Annotated in this window: 24 protein-coding genes; 14 read left to right on the top strand and 10 right to left on the bottom strand. The window is 66.5% G+C overall.

What is annotated here, in order from left to right:
- Positions 1-27: 27 nt before the first annotated feature.
- Entirely contained in the window at positions 28-924 is an 897-nt protein-coding gene (locus tag R4P08_RS17720; protein ID WP_317815195.1) for a hypothetical protein, read from the bottom strand.
- Between the two features lie 338 nt (positions 925-1,262).
- Here R4P08_RS17720 and R4P08_RS17715 point away from each other — a divergent pair, with 338 nt between their 5' ends.
- The gene (locus tag R4P08_RS17715; RefSeq protein WP_317815194.1) at positions 1,263-2,297 is read left to right on the top strand and encodes an aspartate-semialdehyde dehydrogenase; all 1,035 of its coding nucleotides are present in this window, start codon (positions 1,263-1,265) and stop codon (positions 2,295-2,297) included.
- 157 nt (positions 2,298-2,454) lie between these two features.
- On the opposite strand, the gene R4P08_RS17710 is transcribed toward R4P08_RS17715, so the two are convergent.
- Positions 2,455-3,381 carry a hypothetical protein gene (locus tag R4P08_RS17710; protein ID WP_317815193.1) on the bottom strand — a complete coding sequence of 309 codons (927 nt, stop codon included), beginning with the start codon at positions 3,379-3,381 and terminating at the stop codon, positions 2,455-2,457.
- A 68-nt stretch (positions 3,382-3,449) separates the two neighbouring features.
- On the opposite strand from R4P08_RS17710, the gene R4P08_RS17705 reads away from it, so the two are divergent.
- Entirely contained in the window at positions 3,450-4,304 is an 855-nt protein-coding gene (locus tag R4P08_RS17705) for a T3SS (YopN, CesT) and YbjN peptide-binding chaperone 1 (RefSeq protein WP_317815192.1), read from the top strand.
- A gap of 298 nt (positions 4,305-4,602) precedes the next feature.
- Here the strand turns inward: R4P08_RS17705 and R4P08_RS17700 are convergent, their stop codons facing one another.
- Positions 4,603-5,484 (bottom strand): YsnF/AvaK domain-containing protein, encoded by an 882-nt coding sequence (locus R4P08_RS17700; protein ID WP_317815191.1) that lies wholly within the window; start codon positions 5,482-5,484, stop codon positions 4,603-4,605.
- 459 nt (positions 5,485-5,943) lie between these two features.
- Here R4P08_RS17700 and R4P08_RS17695 point away from each other — a divergent pair, with 459 nt between their 5' ends.
- The 3 genes from R4P08_RS17695 to R4P08_RS17685 all read left to right on the top strand — a co-directional run bounded on the left by R4P08_RS17695 (position 5,944) and on the right by R4P08_RS17685 (position 8,396).
- Positions 5,944-6,210 (top strand): BatC protein, encoded by a 267-nt coding sequence (locus R4P08_RS17695; RefSeq protein WP_317815190.1) that lies wholly within the window; start codon positions 5,944-5,946, stop codon positions 6,208-6,210.
- Between the two features lie 6 nt (positions 6,211-6,216).
- Positions 6,217-7,497, top strand: a complete 1,281-nt coding sequence (locus R4P08_RS17690) for a cupin domain-containing protein (RefSeq protein ID WP_317815189.1) — start codon at positions 6,217-6,219, stop codon at positions 7,495-7,497.
- A 92-nt stretch (positions 7,498-7,589) separates the two neighbouring features.
- A complete protein-coding gene (locus tag R4P08_RS17685; protein ID WP_317815202.1) occupies positions 7,590-8,396 on the top strand; it encodes a sucrase ferredoxin in 807 nt (268 codons plus the stop codon).
- A gap of 85 nt (positions 8,397-8,481) precedes the next feature.
- Here R4P08_RS17685 and chrA read toward each other — a convergent pair whose 3' ends face one another.
- Genes chrA through R4P08_RS17670 form a run of 3 tightly spaced genes read right to left on the bottom strand, consistent with a single transcriptional unit; the run spans position 8,482 to position 10,873 of the window.
- Positions 8,482-9,909: a chromate efflux transporter gene (chrA, locus tag R4P08_RS17680; RefSeq protein WP_317815188.1), complete on the bottom strand. Its 1,428-nt coding sequence runs from the start codon at positions 9,907-9,909 to the stop codon at positions 8,482-8,484.
- Entirely contained in the window at positions 9,906-10,370 is a 465-nt protein-coding gene (locus tag R4P08_RS17675) for a chromate resistance protein ChrB domain-containing protein (protein ID WP_317815187.1), read from the bottom strand. Before R4P08_RS17675 ends, chrA begins: the two co-directional genes overlap by 4 nt.
- On the bottom strand, positions 10,367-10,873 hold the full coding sequence (locus tag R4P08_RS17670; protein ID WP_317815186.1) for a Chromate resistance protein ChrB: 507 nt from the start codon (positions 10,871-10,873) through the stop codon (positions 10,367-10,369). The genes R4P08_RS17675 and R4P08_RS17670 overlap by 4 nt, the downstream gene beginning before the upstream one ends.
- A 151-nt stretch (positions 10,874-11,024) precedes the next feature.
- On the opposite strand from R4P08_RS17670, the gene R4P08_RS17665 reads away from it, so the two are divergent.
- Together R4P08_RS17665 and R4P08_RS17660 are read left to right on the top strand one after the other, a co-directional pair.
- The gene (locus R4P08_RS17665; RefSeq protein ID WP_317815185.1) at positions 11,025-11,237 is read left to right on the top strand and encodes a hypothetical protein; all 213 of its coding nucleotides are present in this window, start codon (positions 11,025-11,027) and stop codon (positions 11,235-11,237) included.
- Between the two features lie 91 nt (positions 11,238-11,328).
- Positions 11,329-12,585, top strand: coding sequence for an IS256 family transposase (locus R4P08_RS17660; protein WP_317815184.1), 1,257 nt, complete (start codon positions 11,329-11,331; stop codon positions 12,583-12,585).
- 102 nt (positions 12,586-12,687) lie between these two features.
- On the opposite strand, the gene R4P08_RS17655 is transcribed toward R4P08_RS17660, so the two are convergent.
- Both R4P08_RS17655 and R4P08_RS17650 read right to left on the bottom strand, forming a co-directional pair.
- Complete coding sequence (locus tag R4P08_RS17655; RefSeq protein WP_317815201.1) at positions 12,688-13,488, bottom strand: UbiA family prenyltransferase; 801 nt, start codon at positions 13,486-13,488, stop codon at positions 12,688-12,690.
- Positions 13,489-13,675: 187 nt separating this feature from the next.
- Positions 13,676-14,101, bottom strand: a complete 426-nt coding sequence (locus R4P08_RS17650) for a DUF302 domain-containing protein (RefSeq protein WP_317815183.1) — start codon at positions 14,099-14,101, stop codon at positions 13,676-13,678.
- A 139-nt stretch (positions 14,102-14,240) separates the two neighbouring features.
- Between R4P08_RS17650 and R4P08_RS17645 the strand changes: the two genes are divergently transcribed.
- From R4P08_RS17645 to R4P08_RS17620, 6 genes are all read left to right on the top strand, one after another.
- Positions 14,241-15,635, top strand: coding sequence for an MBL fold metallo-hydrolase (locus tag R4P08_RS17645; RefSeq protein WP_317815182.1), 1,395 nt, complete (start codon positions 14,241-14,243; stop codon positions 15,633-15,635).
- A 111-nt stretch (positions 15,636-15,746) separates the two neighbouring features.
- A complete protein-coding gene (locus tag R4P08_RS17640; protein WP_317815181.1) occupies positions 15,747-16,343 on the top strand; it encodes a rhodanese-like domain-containing protein in 597 nt (198 codons plus the stop codon).
- A 48-nt stretch (positions 16,344-16,391) separates the two neighbouring features.
- Positions 16,392-17,285, top strand: coding sequence for a sulfite exporter TauE/SafE family protein (locus R4P08_RS17635; protein WP_317815180.1), 894 nt, complete (start codon positions 16,392-16,394; stop codon positions 17,283-17,285).
- Positions 17,286-17,364: 79 nt separating this feature from the next.
- Positions 17,365-17,892 carry a hypothetical protein gene (locus R4P08_RS17630; protein WP_317815178.1) on the top strand — a complete coding sequence of 176 codons (528 nt, stop codon included), beginning with the start codon at positions 17,365-17,367 and terminating at the stop codon, positions 17,890-17,892.
- Positions 17,893-18,226: 334 nt separating this feature from the next.
- Positions 18,227-19,216, top strand: a complete 990-nt coding sequence (locus R4P08_RS17625; RefSeq protein ID WP_317815177.1) for an ABC transporter ATP-binding protein — start codon at positions 18,227-18,229, stop codon at positions 19,214-19,216.
- On the top strand, positions 19,213-20,052 hold the full coding sequence (locus R4P08_RS17620; protein ID WP_317815176.1) for an ABC transporter permease: 840 nt from the start codon (positions 19,213-19,215) through the stop codon (positions 20,050-20,052). Before R4P08_RS17625 ends, R4P08_RS17620 begins: the two co-directional genes overlap by 4 nt.
- A gap of 557 nt (positions 20,053-20,609) precedes the next feature.
- Here R4P08_RS17620 and R4P08_RS17615 read toward each other — a convergent pair.
- Positions 20,610-21,197 carry a hypothetical protein gene (locus R4P08_RS17615; protein ID WP_317815175.1) on the bottom strand — a complete coding sequence of 196 codons (588 nt, stop codon included), beginning with the start codon at positions 21,195-21,197 and terminating at the stop codon, positions 20,610-20,612.
- Between the two features lie 358 nt (positions 21,198-21,555).
- On the opposite strand from R4P08_RS17615, the gene R4P08_RS17610 reads away from it, so the two are divergent.
- Positions 21,556-23,391, top strand: a complete 1,836-nt coding sequence (locus R4P08_RS17610; RefSeq protein ID WP_317815174.1) for a hypothetical protein — start codon at positions 21,556-21,558, stop codon at positions 23,389-23,391.
- A gap of 273 nt (positions 23,392-23,664) precedes the next feature.
- Here the strand turns inward: R4P08_RS17610 and R4P08_RS18590 are convergent, their stop codons facing one another.
- Complete coding sequence (locus tag R4P08_RS18590; protein ID WP_411741237.1) at positions 23,665-24,201, bottom strand: DUF3427 domain-containing protein; 537 nt, start codon at positions 24,199-24,201, stop codon at positions 23,665-23,667.
- Positions 24,202-24,292: the final 91 nt, after the last annotated feature.

Below are 24,292 nucleotides of genomic sequence, written 5' to 3'. Positions count from 1 at the left end.
CAGCTGACCCGCCGCGCCGCCGCGCTATCAGCCGCCGCGCTCGCGGACCCCGGCCCGGATGTCGGCGGCGGTCGCGCGCGCGTCGCGAGTGATCATGGTCGTGGTGAGCGGGTAGATCAGCCAGCCCGCGCGGCGTAGCCGGTTCCAGCGGGTGAGGTCCTTGGCGTGCTGCGCTGGGGTGCGGTGGTGTTCGCCGTCGTACTCGACGCCGATCAGCAGGTCGCGTCGCGCGAGGTCGAGCCGATACGGCAGTCCGGGCGCGGGCACCTGGGTCTCGAAGCCCGTCAATTCGTGATCGAGCAGAAGCAGCCGGGTCCGCGTCTCCCACGGCGACTCTGAATCGGTGTCGCACAGATCGAGCGCGGCTAGAACCTGCCGTTTGCCGGGAATCCGTCGGGGGTCGGTCGCGAGCGGTCGCACGTCTCGTTCTGGGTCGACGCCGATACGCGGCCCCGCATCCAGCGCGCAGACGGCGTCCGTCAGGTTGCCCCGCCGCGCGATGTCGAACAGGGCCCATGCGGGACTCGCGACGAGCCCAGCGCCAGCGGTTCCGGTCAGATGGAACACGTGCTCCGGTGGGATCGTGTACTGGCGGCCGATCATTCCGGGCCGGCGCACCCGGGTCGAACCGGCAGCGAACTCGTCGGGGTAGTCCCGCGGCGGGAACGGATGTCCGTGAGCGTCGGCGGCAAGCCAGCCGGTCGCGATGGCTCCTGGGTACAGGGCGGCGATCGCGGTGATCCGGGTGAGCGGGTGCGTGCGGTCGGCGGAGCGCGGGATCCAGAGGCCGCGGTGGTGCGGCACGAGGCCGCTGGAGTGGAGGCGTCGACCGCGTTCGGGGACGAGGTCGCGGGTGCGGCGGGGCGTCTGGTCGGAGCGCATGGGCCAAGCGTCGACGACGACGAGGACCGCGTTCCCCTCCATCCCGCGATTCCGGCATCGCCTGTGGAGACCGATGGGGCTGTGAGAATAGGGGCCTGCCGCGCCCGTCCGGCCTGCAGCCCGCGTCCAGCCTGCAGCCCGCGTCCGGCCTGCGGCCCCATCGAAAAGAGCGTTCCGCGCACCCCCTTCTCGGCCGATGTGTGCCGAACCGTCTTCTCGTTGGTCGGATTGTGAGGTCAGCGCGCCGGGTGTGACGAGCGCCGCTGGTCGCTGTGGACGCGGCCGGTACCATGGGCGTTCATCCGGTTGATCGAGCGTTGGGCGGAACTGCCGTCCGCGAGAGGCCGGAGCGAGTTTTCCCAGGAGTTGACCTAAAAATCATGACCACTGTCGCCGTCGTCGGAGCCACGGGCCAGGTGGGGCGCGTGATGCGTGCCCTGCTGGAGGAGCGGAACTTCCCGGCTGACAAGGTGCGGTTCTTCGCCTCCGCACGGTCGGCCGGAACCACGCTGTCGTTCCGAGGCGAGGACATCGTCGTGGAGGACACGTCCGCGACCACCGATGAGGAGCTCCAGGGCATCGACATCGCCCTCTTCTCGGCGGGCGGCACCATGTCCAAGGAGCAGGCGCCCAGGTTCGCGGCGGCGGGCGCCGTCGTCGTCGACAATTCCAGCGCCTGGCGCAAGGACCCCGACGTCCCGCTCGTCGTCTCCGAGGTCAACCCGGAGGCCGCGCAGAACCCGCCCAAGGGCATCATCGCCAACCCCAACTGCACCACCATGGCCGCGATGCCGGTGCTCAAGGCGCTGCACGAGGCCGCCGGGCTCACGCGGCTGGTCGTCTCGACGTACCAGGCGGTGTCGGGCTCGGGGCTGCAGGGCGTGAAGACGCTCGACGACCAGGTGACGGGCAACATCGGCGCCGGCCACGAGCTGGTGCACGACGGGTCGGCGCTCAAGGTCGACGACAACGGACCGTACGTGGCGCCGATCGCGTTCAACGTGCTGCCGCTGGCGGGCGCGCTGGTCGACGACGGGTCGGAGGAGACCGACGAGGAGCAGAAGCTGCGCAACGAGTCGCGCAAGATCCTCGGGCTGCCCGAGCTGCGCGTGGCCGGCACCTGCGTGCGCGTGCCCGTGTTCACCGGTCACACGCTGAGCATCAACGCCGAGTTCGAGCGCGACATCACCCCGGAGCAGGCCCGCGAGCTGCTGGCCTCCGCGCCCGGCGTCAAGCTCGTCGACGTGCCCACTCCGCTCGAGGCCGCCGGGATCGACGAGTCGCTGGTCGGTCGCATCCGCCAGGACTTCTCGATCGACGGTCTCAAGGGCCTCAACCTCATGGTCGCCGGCGACAACCTGCGCAAGGGCGCGGCGCTCAACACCATCCAGATCGCGGAGTTGCTGGTCAAGTAGCGCTGCTGCTGGTCGAGTGGGCGCCGGCGGGCACGGCGGTCGGGGAACGACGACGACGAGGTCTGCGCCACCACACGACGAGAGCCGCCGCCCGGTCACGCCGACCGGGCGGCGGCTCTCGTCTCGCGCCCCCGTTACTCGGTGGGCCTCGGACTGGTCACTCAGGCGAGACTGCTTCGGTCCGTTGGCGGGTCAGCGGCCAGTACCGATCGCCCTGCGTGAGCCCTGAAACTCGACGGCCATGCGGGCCGACCACGTCGTCCCACAATGGCCCCGAGGTCACAGGGGTGCCGACAAAACCCCGTCGCGTGGGCTCGCCCTTCTTGGTTTCCCATGACGACGCGTCGATCTCGAACAGGCCGCGCGTGACGCCCCGGTACAGCGCTACCGCGTGGGGGATGCGCCGCTTTGCGGTTGAATCCGGGTTGAGAACCCACCAGCAGCAGGTGGATCGTCCGAGTTCCTCGTGGTCGATCCGACTACGGTCGAGCCATTCGTGGCGGAAGCCGTACCCGTCTCGAGTGCCGCCGCCGGGAATGGCTTCAACCTTGTCATTCCACGCGGTCAACTTGATGAGCACGAGTGGTTCCTCGGTTGCCAGGTCCGGCGCTCTGTAGTCGTCAATAAGTGTCTGGAGCTTCACGACCCCGTGGCCTCGAGCAGCCTCTCGTCGCTGGTTGGTCAGATAGGACGACGTTCCCTGTAGTGGGTTGGGCGTGGATGCCTCTCTCACTTCGAAGCTCAGCAGCAGGTCGATCAGCGCTGCCTCGACCGCGGTGTATTCGCTTTCGGACAAGCCGTATCTGGCGATCCAAACCTCAGGGGTGTACCCGGAGAAATGGATTGATCGAATCCTGGCGGTTTTCGCGCTTACCTCATCCGTCGTGCCAGCATCCGATGTCGGGTCAGAGGGGGTTTCCAAACGCTCAGCCAGGGCCGCGATTTCGTGGGCCTGCGCCCGGTCTCCGCGCCCCTTCCCGACATAGAACGGTTTTCCGTCCCGAGGATCGACGAGAAGGTAGACATAGTTCCCGAGTAGCTCGGCCACTTCAGCTATCGGATCGGGTTTCTTCAGCGGTTGCATGTCAGATAAGTACCATCTCGAAGTGGCGCGTGCACGAGGATGTCGTAACGCAGTCGTATCCTCCTGGTATGGATAGATATTGGGCAGGGACTGCGTTGATTTTCGATATCTGGGACCACTTCGAGAGTCACGTCGTCCATACAGCAGAGCAATTGAATGCCGGACGAGTAGCTGAATTCGAGTCCACGGAATCGTCCGGAGTCACTCTCGCTATTGAGGTGACCAAAACCCCTGGGGGACGGGGCTACTCGGTGGTGGTCGAGAGCCCGGATGCGTACCGAGGTCACTCTGACGGGCTTCGCAAGCAGGGCTGGAGTTTGCGAGTGGCTGGGGACCATACGAGCGAGTCGGACCTTCGCATCGAGCGCAGCTGTGCGGCGCCCCGCGACGTCGCAGCCACGCTTTCGACCACGCTTCGTGCGTCACTGGGAATAAGCAACCCTTGGTTCGTGGGGTTAGCTCCGGCTGACTACTCGTTATTTGCGAACTATGACGAGTCAAACGCGCCCTTCGATCCTCGTGCGCCGATGGGTCCGATGGATCTTCTGACGAGTGTCGGAATCTCGTTGCACAAGGGGTACGGCCCATTTCGGCCGATGATGATCGACGGTGCGTTCCTTGTGCGCTCGCGCACTTCAAACCTGCTCGTCCGGCCAAACCACGAGACTGCGGACGTCTGGTTCACCTGGTCGGTCAAAAGTGATGTCCGCGGTCGCAGAGACGCCAAGCATCTCGTGAGACGATTGAACGATCAGTCTTTATTCGCCAACTTCACTGCGGAAGATGACGAGGTCCGGGCGGGCTACACACTCCCTGCGGACCCGCTCGTCTCGGGTCATCTCTACCGAGTGATCAACTCGGTAGGAGAAGCTATCGCCTCGGTGCTCGACGGAGCGAGTGGGGGCGCCGAAAAGAGCCTCTGACCGGGGGGGCGCATTTTGGCGGACCAGCTCCCGAGCCTGGCTCTGAAGCAACTAGGTCGGGCACCACCACCGCGATCATCTGCGCCGAGCAAGCTTCACGGTAAGTGGTCCCGCCGATGAGGGGGTCGCTACCGTGCGTGAGCTCCGTTGTCTGGACGGGGCCCAGTTTGTCCGGTTGTCCCCACCAACGGTTCGCCGCACCACGCGAACGAGGTCCGCATCGCCACACGGCGGGAGCCGTCGCCCGGTCGAGCAGACCGGGCGGCGGCTCCCGTCATTGCCGAGCTGGTAAGCGGGGTCAGCGACGATCCGTCCTGTCGTCGCGACCCCGGCGGTCCTCCGTCGTATCGCCGTCGACGTCCACGTGCTCGGTCCGGAGTTCCTCCGACACGGTCTCGGTGTCGGTCACCTTCTCCTTGCCCACGTTGACGCGCTCGCGCTCCACGGTCTCCTTCTCCACCACCGGTCGCTCTTCGCGCAGAATGATCTCCTCATCGCGGTCGGAGTCGGCGGTGTCGTCGAGACCGCCCTTGCGGACCTTGCCCTCGACGTCCTCCCGCTCGACCACGAGCTTCTCCTTGGAGACCGGGACCTCGACGGTCTCGTTCTCGGTGGTCGTGTGCTTGCGGAGCCGGACGCGCCCGGTCTCCTCGGTGCGGGTGCCCACGTTGAGTCGTTCCTCGTGGGCGGTGACGGTCTCGGTCCCTTCGTGATCGCGCCCGCCCCGGCGCGAATCGTCCGACCGGGCAGCGCCTGCCGCGCCTGCCGCGCCTGCCGCGCCTGCCGTGCCTGCGGCACCCGCCTTGTGCACATCGCGGTCACCCGCGGTGGTGTCGGTGTGCCCGGCCCTGTCGCCGCGCGTACCTCCGTCGTCGAGCTGGTAGTGCTCGTAGAGGCGCTGTTCTTCCTCCGGGGTGAGGTGGCCGTCCGCGTCCACCCGGGGTGCGTCCTTGACCTGGTCCTTCGTGTACGCCACACGTAGGTCGTCGCCGTCCATGTCTGCGCCCTGCAACGGGACAAAGCTCTCGGACGTCCCGAACAGGCCCGTCGAAACGGTGGCGAACTTGGGCTGGTCGCTGCTGTCGTCGAGGTAGAGCATTCCGATCTTGCCGATCTTGTCCCCGGCGCTGTCATACATGGTCGCGCCGCTGAGGCGATCGAGTGATTCCTTGCCGATCATTTCAGACTCCTTCCGTCGTCGGATCGTGCTGTTCTGCACGCTAGGAGTCCCCCCTCGGGGGCGCGACCGGAAAACAGGCGGCTCAAGGCCTACCTCGTATCCGAATCGCACTCCGCAGGGGCTGTGACCAGGCATTGCGGTGCGAGGCCACAGTCACCTAACAGTGTTACAACACTGTGTGATATTGGGCGATGGTTCAACTGTCCCCGACGACCGCCCCGACCGCCCCGGTCGCGCCTGCCCGGGCGGCGCCCACGGCCCGGTCATGGCCCACAGTTGGCGGCCCCCGGCCCTGGAAACTCAGGTCCCGGTTCCGACTTCGACTGGGCCTCGCCTCGGGTACTCCGGTGGCATAGTGGGAACCGCAGCATCCATCGTGTCCGGACCCACGGTCCGAGCGCGTGGCGACATCACACGAATCTGTGTAGGCCAGCGCCTGCACCGACGAGAGGATCGCAGATGGCTCTTAGCGACGACGACATGACCACGACCCCCGCCTCAGGCGAGGGAGTCGCCGACGGCGGCTCCAACCCCCAGGGCCACGACGGCGGCGCCGACGGTTCCGCGCACCACATGAAGGGCGAGGGTGAGGGCCTGGCTGACGGCGGCTCGAACCCGGACGGCCACGACGGCGGCGCGGATGGCTCGGCCAGTGCGGGCGAAGGGATCGCTGACGGCGGCTCGAACCCGGACGGTGCTGACGGTGGCGCCGACGGCACGCAGTGATCGCTGGTGCTTGAGCGGTGCGTCGCACGTGGGCAGGATGAGTTCGCGGCGGAGATCTGGGGCCGGCAGCCCCTGCTGAGCCGCGCGGCGCAGTTGCCGCGGGACTTCTCCGATCTGCTCGGGCCTGCGATGGTCGACGAGATCATCGCCGAACGAGGGGTACGCACACCCTTCGTCCGGATGGCGCGGGAGGGCACGCTCGTGGACCGGGCGTGCTTCACCCGCGCCGCCGGATTCGGCGCGCAGATTCCCGATCAGATCGACCCCGACGGCGTCCTCACGCAGTTCGCCGCCGGGGCGACGATCGTGCTGCAGGGACTGCACCGGTTCTGGCCGCCGATCATCGACTTTGCGCGCGCGATGACCTCCGATGTCGGCCACCCGGCCCAGACCAACGCGTACATCACCCCACCCGCCAACCGGGGGTTCGATCCGCACTACGACGTCCACGACGTCTTTGTGCTCCAGGTGTCCGGCACCAAGCGCTGGCGCGTGCACGAGCCCGTCCACCACCACCCGCTCGCCGACCAGCCGTGGACCGATCACCGAGAGGCGATCTCCGCGCGTGCGAAGGACGAGCCGGTCATCGACGCGGTGCTCGAGCCGGGGGACTGCCTCTATCTGCCGCGCGGCTGGGTGCACTCGGCCGAGGCGCAGGGCGAGACCTCGATCCACCTCACCGTGGGCGTGGCCCCCTTCACCGGGCACGACGTCGTCCGGGCCGCGCTCGAGGCGCTGGCGTCCGAGGAGGAACTGCGCGCATCGCTGCCGCTCGGGGTCGCCCTGACCGACCCCGCCCAGACTCAGGAGCACACCCGCGAGGTCCTCGCAGCGATCGCCCGGCTGGCTACGGAGAAGCAGGAGCAGCTCAGCGTGGTCGCCGGAGCCGAGCTCGCCCGGCAGTACCAGGACCTGACTCGGCCCGTGGCGGTCCGCCCGCTCGCCACTCTCGACGCCGTGGCCGCCCTCGACGCCGACACCCCACTGTGCTGGCGCGAGGGGCTGATCGGCGCGGTGCGCTGTGACGGCCCGGGCAACGCGGCCCGCACCGGCGGCCCGGACACCAGCAGTTCGGACACCAGCAGTTCGGACAACAGCAGCCCGGACCCCGTGCGGCTGACGCTGCCCACCAAGACCCTCACCTTCCCGGCGATCTGCGCCCCTGCCCTCCGCGCAGCGCTCGACGGCAACCCCGTCACGGCAAGCGCGTTGCCCGGCCTCGACGCCGCCGACGGCCTGGTCCTGCTCCGCCGGCTGCTCCGAGAGGGAGTGCTGGTGGCGCTGTGATCAGGCCTGCCGACTGGGAACCGTGCAGCGTCTCCTCGCTGAACCGCGGCGATCCCCTGGAGGGATCGGGTTCCAGGGGGCTGCGCTGGCTCATGGTCGAGCTGGCCGGCCCGTGGGGATACTCGGCGTTGCTCGATTCGCCCGCCCTCCTCGAGCCCGAGTTGGGTCGCGAGATCGCTGGGCGCGCCCAGGAGGCCGACGTCCGGGTGGCCGCGATCCGCAGACCGGGTCGTCGTCGTCACCCCGATGAGCAACGCTGGCGATGGGCCCTGGCCGACGCCCGCCCCGGGCACGAGTCACTGCGGTGGGGAGAGGTCGATGGGCCGGTCGGCTACGCCGAGATCCCCCTCGACGGCTCCGCCGGCACACTGAGCAAGGAATCCCTGGTCGCGGTGTGTGCGCACGGCAAACACGATCAGTGCTGCGCCGTGCGCGGGCGCGCGGCCGCGGCGCGCATCGCCGAGCGGCATCCGGAGGCGACCTGGGAGTGCTCCCACCTGGGCGGGGATCGCTTTGCCGCGACGATGCTCGTCCTGCCGCACGGGCTCTTCTACGGCCGAGTCGACCAGGCGGAGGATCCGGCCGACATCGTCACGCGCTACACCGAGGGCCGGGTGGACGAGCGGTACCTGCGCGGACGCAGCAGCTACTCGGCGGCCGTGCAGAGCGCCCAGCATCACGCCCGCGCGGTGGTGCCCGACGACCGCATCGACGCCTTCGCCCCCGTGCGCGAGGTCGAGTCGGAGGGGCACGTCGAGGTGACGCTGGAGGGCCCGAGCGGCCCGATCGAGGTGTGGCTGCGGGAGACCTACTCGGAGCCGATCTTCACGATGTGCCAGGCCCACGCCCCCGGCCCGGTCAGGCAGTGGGAGTTGGTCGAGGTCAGGGTCGCTAAGTAGCGGGGTCAGACGTGGCGGCACTGTGAGAGATCGACGACGACCAGGCCTGCCCGCAGCCCGAAAGGGATTTCCGGAGGCATCGTCGTCACGGTAGGGGAAGTCCGGCCACCGCTGCTGCCGCGCCGAGTGCTGCGCATACTCCCAGTGTGCGGAGAACTGGCCACTTCAGTGGGAAGACCAGTATCAACGCGATGAGGGTGATGGCGGTGCTGACGGGTTGCCAGGTGGACAGGTCGGGCAGTTCGAATCGGATCGGGCCCCAATGCAGTCCAGTGGTGGTGGCGAACAACGTGTGGAAGGCGAAGTAGAGAGCGAGATTCGCGATGACACCCACGACGGCAGCGGTGAGGCCGGTCAGTGCTGCGGAGAGTGCCTTGTTGTTGCGGAGTTGTTCGATGTACGGGGCGCCGAGGAACACGAACACGAAGCACGGAACAAAAGTGACCCAGGTGGTGATCAGAGCGCCGAGAGTGCCTGCGATCCACGGGTCCAGATCGCCGGGGTTGCGGTAGGCGCCGACGAAGGCGACGAACTGCACGACCATGATCAGCGGACCGGGAGTGGTCTCGGCCAAGGCGAGACCGCGAACCATTTCGCCGGGAGCGAGCCAGCCGAAGACCTCGACGGCTCGCTGAGCTACGTACGCCAGGACCGCGTAAGCGCCGCCGAACGTGACCAGCGCTGTGCCCGTGAAGAACATCCCCTGGGTGGTGAACACGCTGTCGGTGCCGGTGAGCAGGGCAACTGCGAGCAGCGGTATCCCCCACACGGCGATCCCGATCGCCAGCACCATCCCTGCGCGTCGTGTGGTCGGTCGCTCGGAGTGGAGGACGTCGTCGGGGATGAGCGGCGGCGGTTCGGCAGCAGCGGCGGGTCGGGGTTTGACGCTGCCCTGTAGTGCGTCGGGCCGGAGGCGTCCGATCAACCACCCGATGGCGGCAGCGGCAACGATCACGACGGGGAAGGGGAGGGCGAAGACAAACAGCGCGATGAACGAGCCCACTGCCAGCAGTGCGAGCGCACGGGTGGCCAGGGCGCGGGTGCTGACCCGGTGTACGGCTTGGGCGACGATCGCCACCACAGCGGGTGCCAGGCCGGCGAAGATCGCCGTGACGGTAGTCGTGTCGCCGAATGCGACGTAGATCGCCGAAAGGGCGAGCATCGACACCATGCCCGGCAGAACGAAGAGACTGCCTGCGGCGATGCCGCCCCGTGTGCCGTTGAGCAGCCAACCCGTGTAGATCGCCAACTGCTGCGCCTCCGGGCCGGGAAGAAGCATGCAGTAGTTGAGTGCGTGCAGGAACCGCTTCTGGCCGATCCACTTCTTCTCATCGACGAGGGTGCGCTGCATCACTGCGATCTGTCCGGCCGGTCCGCCGAAGGTCTGCAGGCTGATAGCAAACCAGGTGCGCAGTGCCAGGCGAAGTGAGACGGCGTCGTTGCTCGGCGGTCCGACTCGTGCTGAAGGCTTTCCGGCAGCGGTGGAGGTATCGGCGGAGTTCTCACTGGTCATAAGGCTGAGTTCCTCGGCTGTGATGGGGCAGTTTCACGCGGGTTTCCCCCGAGCAGGCTTCGGCGGAAATACTCGTAGAGACCGTTGAAGACAGGCGTCGTGATGGCCATCGTGTGCTGGTCATCGCCGACTAGCGACAGTCCGCGAAGAATGGTGTCGAGCCCGGGGGCTTCGGGGGCGTCGTAGCGATCCTCTTCGAGGTCTGCTTCGTGGATGATCTCGGCGATGCGCCACAAGACCGGATCGGCGAGGTCGTATCGACGCAGGATCGTCTCGAAGGTGCAGTCGCCGTTGTGGTGCGAAAGGTCCACGCCGCGCATGTTGAAGGGGATCGCGTCCGGGGGGACGTCATCGGGTCCGGCCACGAACACGAACTCAGCCTCATGGTCGACGAACCGGGTGATCAGCCAGGCGCAGGCGGCGCGGTCGATGTGAATCCCGGCGCGAATGCTCCACCTCACAGTGATTCCTCCATCTTGGGTCCCTGGGTTGTCTGGGCGTTGGGGTCGGCAAGGTGTCGTAACGCCGCGTGAGCATAGGTGCGCTCGAGGGGAGGGAAGTAGTCCCGTCGCGTGATCTGCCGCCATTGATTGCGCAGTCTTCGCAGGCTTATCACTCGCTCGGCCTCTGATGTGTCGAGAGCTGCGGAAGCCTGGGTGGTGAACTCGGCGTACTCCAGGGCGCGGGCGGACCGCATCTGCTCGATGAGCTGGAGCTCCTGGGTCTGGGTGGTCGCAGACGCGATCCAGACCCCCGCCTCGCCACCCCACTCGAGGACCTCGACAGCAAGCCATTCCAGGTGTTCTCGAGACCGAGCGTCGTCGGGGAGAGCGACGACATTGTCGGCGAACTGTGCGACCCCGAGCTTCTTGAGCCTGCGCCACAACGCGATCCGAGGTGTCGATGGCTCCCGGGGCAACCGGTAACTCAGGAGCACCCACTGGCCGCGCGGAGCGGGGGTCACGTTGGTCACCCGGATATGAAACCACGGTTTCACATTTCGCGGCTGCCGCTCCGCGAGGGTGTCCCGTGGCCTCCTCGACGGGGGTCAATGGGTGAACGAGCCGATGATGAGGCCCGCAACCCGAAGGTATGACCAGCGGTATACCTCGGGTATGTCCGCCACCACGATCAAGGTCGATCGTGAGCTCCGGGATCTGCTCAAGCGGCAGGCGACTGAGGAGCTCGAACGCGACTCCTTGGCGATGACCGAGCAGGTGCGCACCATCGCGCGCCAGCGTGTGGTCGGCCGCACTGGTCAGGTGGATACGGGGACCCTGGGTAAGTCCCGTGGAGTGGTGGGGTTTCGGGGCCGGGGTTCTGGCTGACGAGGGCGTGGCGGTCCGCTGAAGAGGGTGGGCCATCGATAGTGGTCAATGAGTTACCGCCAAGTAGCTCACAGTAAGGACACACCACGCGATGACCCATTCCCATTCTGGCGTACACGCCCAGCTCGACGCACTGCTGACCGCTGATCCTCAGGCCATGTTCGCCGAGCTGGTGCGGGCCGGCCTGCAGGCACTGATCGAGGCCGAAGCCGCGGCGAAGATCGGCGCCGACCGCTACGAGCGCACCGAGGGCCGCACCACGCACCGAAACGGGCACCGCTCCAAGACGGTCTCGACCCCGGTCGGCGACATCGAGGCGCAGATCCCCAAGCTGCGCTCGGGCTCGTTCTTCCCGGCCTTGCTCGAGCGCCGCCGGCGGATCGACCGCGCCCTGTACGCGGTGATCATGCAGGCCTACGTACACGGCGTCTCCACCCGGGCGGTGGACGACCTGGTCCGCGCCCTCGGGGTCGACACCGGCATTTCCAAGTCCGAGGTCTCCCGGATCTGCGCCGATCTGGACGCCGAAGTCGAGGAGTTCCGCACCCGGACCCTGTCCCACACGCAGTTCCCGTACGTGTTCGCCGACGCCACCTTCTGCAAGGTTCGTATCGGTGCGCACGTGGTCTCCCACGCCATGGTCGTGGCCACCGGGGTCTCCATCGACGGCACCCGCGAGGTCCTCGGCACCGCCGTCGGCGACAGTGAATCGTACGAGTTCTGGTCGGACTTCCTACGCTCGCTCAAGGCCCGCGGCCTGACCGGGGTGCACCTTGTCATCTCCGATGCTCACGCCGGGCTGAAGGCGGCCGTGGCGCAGCAGTTCGTGGGCGCCTCCTGGCAGCGGTGCCGGGTGCACTTCATGCGCAACCTGCACGGAGCGGTCGCCTCCAAGCACGCGCCGGCGGTGACGGCGGCGGTCAAGACGATCTTCGCCCACACCGAGCCCGCCGATGTGGCCGAGCAATGGGACCAGGTCACCGCCACGTTCGCCGACTCGTTTCCCAAGGTCACCGCGATGATGCGCGAGGCCAAGACCGACGTGTTGGCGTTCACCGCGTTCCCGCAGGGGCACTGGCAGAAGATCTGGTCCAACAACCCGATCGAGCGCCTGAACAAGGAGATTAAGCGCCGCGCGGACGTTGTGGAGATCTTCCCCAACCCGGCCGCGTTCCTGCGGCTAGCGACCTCGGTGGTCATCGACCAGCACGACGAATGGCAGGTCTCACGTCGCTATCTCTCGGAGACCTCGATGGCACAACTCCGACGAGTCATCGCCGCGAAGCAACGCGCCCTCGACACCGGTGGCGACTACGATCAGCAACGACTCGTTGATCACTGCGCCTGACTAGACGCCGATCCGAATCCCACCACCCCACGGGGCACTATCGGACCCTGGCCGACATCCGCCAGTGGATCTCCGACTTTCTCTAGGAGTAGCCGGCCGGCATCAACCGATCAGCAGCATGACGACGTTGATTCCTGCGATGACGATCGCCGCGTAGAACGGCCGCTTTCCCGTAGTGCGGGTCACCGCCACCGCCAGCACGAGCACCGCGGACAACAGGATCCACTGACCAGCCGTCGGTGGCGTGCGGCTGCCGAAGACGGCGACAACGGATGCGGCGACGAGCGTCAGCGCTGCCACGGTCGGAACCGTGGTGGGCGCCAGCCGGTGAGGGAATCCCCGGACCCCGGTGGTTGCGTCGTCGGCGAGGTCGGGCATGGCATTGAGCAGATGCGCGGCGAAGCCGAGCAGCGCGCCGACGGCAATCATCCACAACGGCGGCAGAGCGGACGGGTCCCGGGACAGGGACACCACGGCGGGCAGGCTGCCGAAGGCGAGCGTGTACGGGAGCCAGGACAGCCCGGTGGATTTGAGCGAGAAGTTGTACGCCAGACCTGCGCCGACCCCCAGCGTGAGATGAAGAAGGCCGGCACCGGGTCCGCACAGAAGCGACGCGACCACACACGCCACGGCTGAGACGCCGATCGCCGAACGCACCAGCCCGACCGAGAGCTCTCCGGTCGCCAGCGGTTTGTCGCGGCGGCCGACCCGACGATCACGCTCGCGATCACGCACGTCGTTGGTCCATCCCACGACGAGCTGACCGCTGAGGACAGCGACGACGAGCACCATCGTGGTCTGCGCGCTCACGCCCATGCTCGCTGCGAGGAGCGCGGTGAGCACGGTGACGGCAAGACCCGGAAGGGGATGAGCAGCCCGTACGAGTGCGAGAGCTATGGACATGGCCATGCCATTCGTTCTACGCGCCCGCACGGGGCGTAACGGGTTAGACGGTGCGGGGCCGTGAGAGATCGACGACGACGAGGCCCGCACCTGCACGAAATGGGAGCCGCCGCCCGGGCAGGCGGACCGGACGGACTTCACCCTCGGCGGGCAGGTACAGCTCCTGGGTCCTCGTCAGGGGCAGGCCTCAGCTGTCCTCAGGACCAGCCTTGCTGATCGCTGACAGGGCTGCGCGCAACCGTGCATCGGCGTCGTCGGCGACCTCACGCACCTGGGGGCTGCCGCTGAGCTGGACCATGGTCTGCGGGTCGATGGCCTCCACGGTGGTCTGTTCATCGTCCTTGCCGCGGCGAACCACGACGTTGCACGGCAGCAGGGCGCCGAGCTGAGGCTCGGCGGCCAGGGCCTTGCTGGCCAGGCCGGGGTTGCAGGCTCCCAGGATCACGTAGTCGCCCACGGCCTCGGCGGCCTCCGGGCCCAGTTTCGTGTTGAAGGTCGCCTTGACGTCGATCTCGGTCAGGATCCCGAAGCCCTGGTCGGCCAGGGCGGCGCGGGTGCGCTCCACGGCCTGCTCGTAGGGCAGGGGAACGGTGATGGCGCTGGTGTAGGTCATGGACGGCTCCTTTGATGGTCAGACACGGTGAGCGATCTCACCACTTTATACCCCGGGGGGCATCTTGCATATACCCCACGGGGTATGTAAGTTCGTGGCACGCCCACCGCAGGGAACCCCGATCAACAAGGAGATCTCGATGCTTCTCGAACGCATCTACGACGAGGACCTCGCCCAGGCCGGCTACTTCATCGGCTGCCAGTCCAAAGGCGAGGCCGTGGTCGTCGACGCCCGCCGCGACATCCGCGAGTACCTCGACCTCGCCGCGCAGCACGGCATGACCATCACCGCCGTCACCGAGACCCACATCCACGCCGACTACCTGTCCGGCACCCGCGAGCTCGCGGCCGCCACCGGCGCGCGCGTCTACGTCTCCGGCGAGGGCGGGGATGACTGGCAGTACCGCTTCGAGGCTGAGCGACTGCACCACGGTGACAAGCTCACGTTGGGCAACATCACCGTCGAGGCCGTGCACACGCCCGGGCACACCCCGGAGCACCTGTCCTTCCTGGTCACCGACGGCGCGTTCGCCGATGCCCCCGGGTACATGCTCTCCGGCGACTTCGTCTTCTCCGGCGACCTCGGCCGACCCGATCTGCTGGATGAGGCCGCGGGCGGGGTCGACACCCGCTACGAGGGTGCCAAGCAGATCTTCCGCAGCCTGAAGAACTCGTTTGTCACCCTGCCGGACCACGTCCAGGTCTTCCCCGGCCACGGTTCGGGCAGCGCGTGCGGCAAGGCGCTGGGCGCGCTGCCGTCGACCAGCGTCGGCTACGAGCGCCGCTACGCCTGGTGGGGCGGGTACGTCGAGCGGGACGACGAGCAGGGCTTTGTGGACGAACTGCTCGACGGCCAGCCGGACGCGCACGCCTACTTCGGCCGGATGAAGCGGCAGAACAGGCAGGGCCCGACGGTCCTCGGCCCGCTGACCCCGCTCCGCGAGTACGCCCCGGCCGAGCTCTCGGCCGCGCTCGAGGCGAACGAGGTCGTCGTCGTCGACACCCGGGGCCAGGACGAGGTCCACGCCGGCACCGTCCCCGGGGCGCTCAACGTCCCCGGCGTGGACAAGGCCGCCTCCTTTGGCGCCTGGGTCTACGACCCCGAGCGCGAGGACACGCCCCTGGTGGTCCTCGCTCCCGACGAGGAGGTCGCCGGCGAGTACCGCGACCACCTGCTGCGGGTCGGCGTCGACACGGTCACCGGCTACACCACCAGCCTCGACGGGCTGCCCACGGTGACCCCCGAGATGATCGGCCCCGACGAGCTCGGCTCGTTCGAGGCGGCGATGGTCCTGGACGTGCGCAACAAATCCGAGCACGCAGACGGCCACATCCCGGGCTCCGAGCAGCTCAGCGGCGGCCGGGTGCTGTGGAACCTCGACCAGCTCCCGGCCGACGGCCCGATCGTGACCTACTGCCAGAGCGGCGTCCGCAACTCGGTGGCGGCCAGCGCCCTGCGCCGCGCCGGCTACCGGGTCGTCGAGCTCGAGGGCAGCTACGCCGCCTGGTCCGAGCGAAACCTCGCGACCGCCTGATCTGACACGCCCCACCTGCGGGGGCAGGACACTCCGTCCGGCCCCCGGCTCGGTGGCGCCCCCCGCCACCTGACCCCGCATCTGCCACACACGAAGGATCCCGGCTCACCCATGCTCCCCACCCTCACCACCGCTCCCACTCTCGCCCCGGCCGACCTGCGCGACGCGCTGGACTCGGACACCCCGCCCACCGTCATCGACGTACGGTCGTCGGCCGAGTACTCCTCCGTTCACATCCGCGGCTCCTACAACGTCCCGCTGCCGCTGCTCGCCGAACACGGTGAGGAGTTCGCCTCCCGCCTGCCCGGCCAGGTCGTCCTGATCTGCCAGTCCGGCAACCGCGCACGTCAGGCAAACGAACGGCTCGAGGCCGTCGGTGTCGACCCCGACGCGGTGACCGTGCTCGACGGCGGCATCGCCGGCTACGAGGCCGCCGGCGGCGAGGTGATCCGCGGCAAGGGCGCCTGGGCGATGGACCGGCAGGTCCGCATGGTCGCCGGCTCGCTCGTCCTGGCCGGCGTCACGGCCTCCAAGTTCGTCTCGCCGAAGTTCGCCTACCTCGCCGGGGCGATCGGCGCGGGCCTGACCTACTCGGCCGCGAGCAACTCCTGCGCCATGGCCGCGGGCCTGTCCAAGATGCCGTGGAACCGCTCGGCCGCGGAGCCCGGGCTCGGCGCCGTCCTGGATTCGCTGCCCGCCCGCTCCTGACCCGCCTCACCCACAGCACCGGCGACCCCGCCGGAGAAAGGCACCCCCATGGAGATCACCATGCTCATCGTCGTGGCCCTGGCCGTCCTGGTCGGGCTGTCCCTGGGCCTGCTCGGCGGGGGCGGGTCCATCCTGGTCGTCCCGCTACTGACCTACATCGGCGGCCTCGACCCCAAGGAGGCCATCGCGACCTCGCTGTTCGTCGTCGGCGCCACCTCTCTGGTCAGCCTCGTCGGCCACGCCCGGAAGGGCAGGGTCCAGTGGCGGACGGGCCTGATCTTCGGAGCGGCCGGGATGGTCGGCGCGTTTCTGGGCGGACTGGCCGGTGGGTACATTCCCGGCACCGTCCTGATGATCGGCTTCGCGATCATGATGATCGCCACCGCCGGCGCCATGATCAAGGGCCGGAAGGACCGTGACGGACAGAGCAACGACCACCACCACCCGCTCTGGCGGATCCTCCTCGACGGCCTGGTCGTGGGCGCCGCGACCGGACTGGTGGGCGCCGGCGGCGGATTCCTCGTGGTCCCGGCCCTCGTCCTCCTGGCGGGCCTGCCCATGGCCGCCGCGGTCGGCACCTCGCTGCTGGTCATCGCCATGAAATCCTTCGCCGGGCTGGGCGGCTACCTCACCTCGGTCAGCCTGGACTGGCCGCTCGTCGCCGCGGTCACCGGCGCCGCGATCCTCGGCTCATTCGCCGGGGTCCGGCTCACCTCCGTGGTGCCGGAGAAGGCGCTACGCAAGGGCTTCGGGTTCTTTGTCCTGCTCATGGGCGCCTTCGTCCTGTCCCAGGAGCTGCCTTTCCCGGCCGGCCCGATCATCCTGGGTGTGGTGGCTCTGCTGGCGCTCACCGCTGCCGTCTGCCTCCTGGCCGTCGAGCGGTGTCCCCTCCGGTCGGCAGCGGGCCCTGCCAGGCCCCTCGCCGCGCACGCACTCGGATAGCAGGGTCAGTTCCACCCGTCAAAGTGGTCCCTCCCGAAAGTCCGCCCGGGTGCGGTGAACTCTGATTACCCTGGCGGCCATGACCGCCACTGTCACTCGGTATCTCGCGTCGGCCGCGATGGTCCTCGCACTCGGGGCCTCCGGCGCCTGTGCCTCCGACAACGAGGAGATGGCGTCGAGTAACCGGGGCGGAGGTGAGCAGGACGGGCAGACTTCTGTGGAGAACGTGTTCATCGTTCCCGCCTACATGATCTCGTGCGAGCTGCAGGTCGACGCTCCAGCGCAACTGAGCTTCACGGCGATCAACGGCAGCGCTACTGAGGAAGAGACGTTGTCAATGATCTCGACTCCCGCCGCGTCCTCGGTCGAGATCGACGCACCACCTGAAGCGCTGACGATCGCCCCGGAGGCCTCGATCGCGGCCGGGCAGCCCGTGGAGAACCTCGACGAACCGACGGCTCCCGATCAGCCGTTCTCTGCCTTCCTGGTGGGGCTGGACGATGGCGTCGTGCCGGGCACGTCCGTGCCCGTGACCTTCACGTTCGAGCGAGCAGGCGACATCACCCTGAACGTCGCCGTGGACGCGTGCCCGAACCAGGCGAACTAGCCGGACCCTTCGGGTGGCGGCCCAGTCGTTCTAGTGCCGACTTCCCGCCCGGCGGCAGGGCGCAGGACTGCCACGGCGTAGTCGTCGTCGTCATCATGCCCCTCGCAACGCGACGAGCATCTGGGCGATCTCGTTCCCCCGACTGGCCACGGAGTAAGAAGAGATCGACGACGACGACGAGGCCCTGCACCCGCTATGACGTGAGCGCCGCACGGTCGCGCGGACCGGGCGGCAGCGTCCACGGGACGCATGAGCCGAGGTGTTCCCGCGGAGTGGCCCTCGTCACTACAGTGGTCCGCGTGGCGCCCGCCTCGTCGTGTGATCGGAGGATCGTGTGGTCGAGCATCCGCAGACCAGACCCGGAGATACCCGGGCGGACGGGCGCGGCGGCGAACCGATGATCGAGGTGCGCGACCTGCACAAGCAGTACGGCCGTCGGGGTCCTGTCGCCCTCAAGGGCCTGAACTTCACAGTCGGTCGCGGAGAGATCTTCGGACTCCTCGGCCCGAACGGTGCCGGTAAGACCACGACGTTGGGCATCCTCACCACGCGGGTCAAGCCGACATCCGGCACGGCACGGATCGATGGGATCGACGTGGTGGCCGAGCCTCAGGTGGCAAAGCGACGGATCGCGGTGATGCCGCAGCAGAGCAATCTCGATCGCTCGCTCACCGCGCTGGAGAACCTGACCTTCCACGGCGCCTACTTCGGCATGGGCCTGCGGGACAGGCGGCGCCGTTCCCGGGAGCTGCTGGAACAGTTCGGACTCGCCGACCGGGCCGGCGAGCAGGTGGGGAACTTTTCCGGGGGGATGGCGCAGCGTCTGCTCATCGCCCGCGCGCTGATGCACGAGCCGCCGCTGCTGTTTCTCGACGAACCGACCACGGGTCTGGATCCGCAATCCCGCCTGTTCCTGTGGGACCGCGTGACCGAGTTGCACCGGTCCGGCACCACCATCGTGCTCACCACGCACGACATGGCCGAGGCGGACCGCCTGTGCCGGCGGATCGCGATCGTGGACCACGGGGAGCTGATCGCGTTGGACACCCCGGCGGGCCTGCGCGGGCTGCTCCCGGGTGGGCGCGGCATCGAGCTCCTGATGGACTCGCGGGACGATCCGGCGCCGCTGCTGGCAGAGCTCGGCAAGACGGAGTCCACCGAGGTCGACGACGGACAGTGGCGTGTGCGGTGTTTCGGCGACCGCCGACTGGGCGAGGTGATCACGGTCGCCGAACGACGCGGCGCCGTGGTCACCGATGCCCACCGGCTCGAGGGCAGCCTGGAGGACGTGTTCGTACACCTGACCGGGCGGGAGCTGCGATGACCGGACCAGGCGGACATTCGGGACCGGGTGGGCGGGCGGCGCTCCATCCCACACTTGCGCGCGCTACCGGTCCGCGCGCCTTCCTGGGACTGTTGCAGCGGGACATCTGGAACACCCTCCGTCACGAGCTCGGCGGGTTTCTCGCGCAGTCGCTCATGCAGCCGTTGGCGTTCTTGTTCGTCTTCGGCCTGGTCCTGCCCAAGATCGGCGCGGCCGACGCGAGCTATGGGACGCAACTGCTGCCGGGCATCATCGCGCTGACGCTCGTGTTGACGGCGCTGCAGAACGTGGCGTTGCCTCTGGTGATCGAGTTCTCGTACACCAAGGAGATCGAGGACCGTTTGCTGGCGCCGATCTCCCCGATGATGGTCGGGGCGGAGAAGCTGGTCTTCGCCACCGGCAGGTCGTTGATCGCGGCGCTGTTGATCTTGCCGCTGGCGGCGCTGATCCTGCCCAACGGGCTGCAGGCCGGCGGTGCGCACTGGGGGATGATCGCCATCCTCCTGGTCGTCGGCGGTTTTGCGGGGGCCTCCATAGGCCTGGTGCTGGGGACGATGGTGCCGCCGAATCGCATCAACATCATCTTCGCGGTGGCACTGACGCCGCTGATCTTCACCGGTGCGACCTTCTACCCCTGGCGGTCGCTCGACACGTTGCGGTGGTTCCAGGTGCTGACGTTGGTCAACCCGCTCACCTACGTCTCCGAGGGCATGCGAGCCGCTCTGACGCAGTCGCCTCACCTGGGAGTGGGCTGGATCGCCCTCGGTCTGGCCGTCTCGACCGCCGTGTTCATGTTCCTCGGGCTGCGCGGTTTCATCCGCCGCGCCGTGGATTGAACGGCAGGCACGCGTGGTGTGCTGGTCGAGATACGGGTGGCAGCGGGTGAACGTCGCAGGCCGTCAGATCGACGACGACGAGGCCCGCAGCAGCACACGACGGGAACCGCCGCCTGGTCGTGCAGATCGGGCAGACGCAACCGGGCGGCGAGGGCGGTGCCCAGGGCCACGGTGCGGTTGACGCCGAGCATCCCGATGATCATCCGCCACCCGGATTTGAAAGCCATGTTCTTGCCGACCCAGGTGCGCATGACCAGGTTGACGTCGCGGAACCCACGTTGCGTCATCCACATGCCCGCCGGCACGGCCAGCTCTGACTTGCGGAGGTCGAACGGCGCGGGCTCGACGGACGGGCCCAAGGGCCAGTCACACCGCTACCGGGGGCTCGGCCCAAAGGGCTCGTCTTCGAGGAGTGGGCGCGAGGCGAAGGCGCCGAATTGGCCGGACTCCCTCTACCAATTGAGAAGGAGGCGGCTTTCGTAAGCGGGGCCTCTTTGTGAGTGAGGTTCACCCGGAGGGTGGTTATGGAGCCAGAAGGTCTGCGTTTGACGTGAGGTTCAACCTGCTGCCTTGGTGGCCTCCACTTCCGCCATCGCCCCCTGTGGCGACACATATACCCGTGACGGTGACCCGTCTAGCTCGCCCTCGGCCGCAAGGATGGCCGTGCCCTTGGCTCCTGGTTTGAGGTAAAACATGTTGTCGTTGTTGAGGTTTACGCCAATATTGTACTTTTCTCTGTCCTCTGCGTTATCGACCGAGAATGCCTCTCGCCACTCGTCGACAAGGTGGCCAATGTTGCTGGCTTCGAACTGAGCGCCCGTGTCGGTCGTGACAATCGCGCGGTACATGTTCAGGGTCTCCGTGCCGGCCATGTTGTTGACATCAGCGATGAAATACGTGGCAGGTGCGGCCCCTGCGAGTTTTCGATAGGATTCGATTTCTATCAACCGGGGATCGGTGGCCGGGGTCGGTACCAGAATGCTTCCAGCCGCGCCTTCGTAGCCGAAAGTATATATGCCCGGCCCTGCGGCCGCTGGCGGCGCAACTGGTGCTGACTGGATCAAGCTGTCGCCACCCGAGCCGCCAGATCCCTCAGGGTTTCTATTGGATCCCCCACATGCCGATACTAAGAACAGTGTCGCCACCGTCGCGAGGCTGAGAACAAAGCGACTTGTGAGAGTGGTACGGGGAGTGATGAAGGCGGTCTTGGGCTCGCATATCTGCATCCGTTAAATATACAAGCCCGATGACTCGCAAGGGTAATTCGGGCCGAAAACACCTCGCAGTAGTTAAGATGGTCGAGGCCAATCGTTAACTCGGGCGGTAGAGCGAGCGAACGACCGCGCCGAGACTTTGCCCTCGCTCTGCATGCGCTCACCGTGGTCGAGACACGGTGGCATTCGGAATCGTGTTGGTGGCCGCCAGTCGTCGAACTCTTGACAATGTCACACCGGCGAACGGTAAGCTTGGATTTTCGGATTCACCAACCATAATTGGAGAACTATGGCCCTCGCTTCTGCTTGCAGCGCGTTCATTACCGACACACGTGACGAACTGTTCGTTAATCCAATCATCGGGATTGATTCAACGACGAGTCTAGAACTGAGCGGCGCGAGTCTGATCCTAAATATTGAGTGTGGAGGAGAATCCTGGTCGGTTAAGTACGACGGATCGAAGTGGGCTAACGGAGAAAAGTCCGACGCTGGCGGTCCAGGTGACGACAAGGGCATAGAGGCACTTACCGTATGGATGCCTTTGCTTCCACCAGCGCTAAGGACCACCGGAGTTCCTGATGGCGAGATGTACGATGATCAAATCGCCGAAGCTTTGATTGGTAATGCAGAACTGATCTCATTGTTCGGGACCCTCGTCTCGGGCGGTTGGTCGGTTACGTTGAAACACTCAGAGCCCAGCGGGCACTCGGCACTGGCATCCATTTCAATGAAGGCATCTGCTCCGGTGCTTGATCCTGAGCGCGCGCCCGCAGTGTGTGCTGTCTGGAACTTGCCACTCGGGATCGCAACTTTTGAGACGGTCTGGACGCCATCCGGCTCCACTAATAGGCCATGGGGCTTTGACCTGGCTCGCACGAACGTATCGGCAGCGGATGGAACCGTTCATCCGATCGATCCGCAGGTTATGTCGATTGTTGCGATCGGAGCCGCACCTACTTGGACGCTCCACCCAGGCGTCGACCAAAAGTACGAGCGTCATTCAACGGGTGGGCTGATGGCAGCGACAGTGCTTGCGCCGCTAACTGTAGAACCGCACTCGGAAGTTAACACCGAAGAGATTGAACTACGGCGCAAAGCGGTAGACGAGTGGGCTGAGACTCACGGGTTCAAAGCTTTAGTCAAACCCGCTATGCCCAAGCAGACTGCGCAAGTACTAGCGGAACTTGGTGACGGCACCGCTGGTTACTACCTTCTTGAATTCGAAAACGGAGATTGCTACTTGGGGCAATCGACCTCGATAGCAGACAGGCTTAAGGGTCACCGAACACTCCGGAAGGACATAATCAGTATTCGGCCTAACCCTGATCCAGTTGCTAGCGCAATGGACAATCCGTTGCGGCACTTGCTTGACCAAGAGAGTTTGCTTATCGACAGTATCCAGACGGCTGGACTGCCTGCCAGGAACAAGGCGCAAATGACCTACCTGACGGGGCATCGGTCTTTGGATGACTGTCTCACGGACAACGACTGCACAAGCGCGGACTGGCTCGCCGACCCCGTTGCTATCAACGCGGTTTCTTTCAATAAGAATGGGAACGTCCTGGTGGCGCCGGAAAAGTCCGCCAGCGGCCGCGCGGATCTCGAGGCATGGAAGACACGCACCGGACCTGACACATCAGTAGTACTCGAATTGATTCGTACGTACATGCAGCGCTGCCTACCGTTACCCCTGCAGACCGAGTATGAGTACTGGACGCTCAGTTCGCCGCCGGTGAAGCCGAAGTGGGGGACACTGTCAAATCTCACAATTGGCTGGACAGAAGCGTTCCGGATCAACATGGAGGAGGACGGCAGCCTGTCGGGATGGGTGCAGGTCAACGGGATTGAACTCCTTGGTGATGACATGACTGATGAGGCGGTCATACGCTTTCTCCGCCAGCATCCTGGTTCAAGCCTTGACGAGGCCCCGTACCAGGCGGCCGGCCCGTACAACCTCAACGTTCGAGCGTCCAACCTGCAGGTCCTCGCCGCTCTCCTTGACGACACGGCGGTAACCAGAGCCGCAGCAACCGCGGCTTTACATTTAATGCGCCATAGCAAGGCCGGCGCCGGTAGAAATGCGCACAACCCCGTGCTTGTCAGGGCCGCGCTTGGGATCGGATAACGTTCGCCGACGTGGCCTGGCCGACGCGCGCGGAGTGGGTGCCCGCTGCGTTAGCGCTGACAGCTCGGCCCAGCGCCTTGTGCCCGCGCTTTGGAATATTCAATAGGTGTTGTGAGCGTGCGTTCGATGATCTGGCGACAGTGGTGGCCACCGACCGCTGTTGCAACTACCCGCCTGATCGAGAGAGAACTAAAAAGCACCTTGACCGGTTCAGTGGCCGATGAGCGAGTTCGGGTGCGCCGATGCGGTTCTTCTACCTGCCGAATGCACTCCTTAGACACCTAGAACAGAAGCCTGGCTTAGAACATCGGCGGGCATGGGACGGCGGAGTTCCCACCTGATCTGAATGGGTCGCTCGCCAGAGTGGGATAGATAATCAGCATTGCCAAGCAGCATGAATGGCGCGGTCGTGATGTCGTCCTTCGGTGCATTCCGGACTGCGAGCAGGACGTTGGTGCCGCCGTTCCGCTGATTGAGGTATCGCTGCCCTGTATTCGACCCCTGCGTAGTGCGGGACTGCGATTCCCAGTCGAACAACGTGGGCGAGACCGGGACGTCTCGATACATAGTGGTGGGACTAAATAGTCTTTCGTCCTTGTGGAGATTGATGAGCAGTAGGTTGGTTCTGTGGGAAGAGCACCAAGCAACCCCCGGTTGCAGACCCTTCGGGCGGCCATCTTCTAAGCGCCAGTCCAGTGCCGACAGAAGCTCAGCGCGCTGATAGCTCGCGTGCGACCGCAACGGAAGCGCAGCGAGGTCTCCGCCGAGGGGGAGCGCAATATGCGAGATATCCGAAGTCGCAGCCTCCATGAGTTGGATTAGTTGGGTAAGTCCCGTGGAGTGGTGGGGTTTCGGGGCCGACGTTCTGGCTGACGAAGGTGTGGCGGTCCGCCTAAGAGGG

Source organism: Rhodococcus sp. IEGM 1408 (genome assembly GCF_033142235.1).
In the GTDB taxonomy this organism is placed as follows: domain Bacteria; phylum Actinomycetota; class Actinomycetes; order Mycobacteriales; family Mycobacteriaceae; genus Dietzia.
This window is presented reverse-complemented; position numbering and strand designations above follow the sequence as displayed.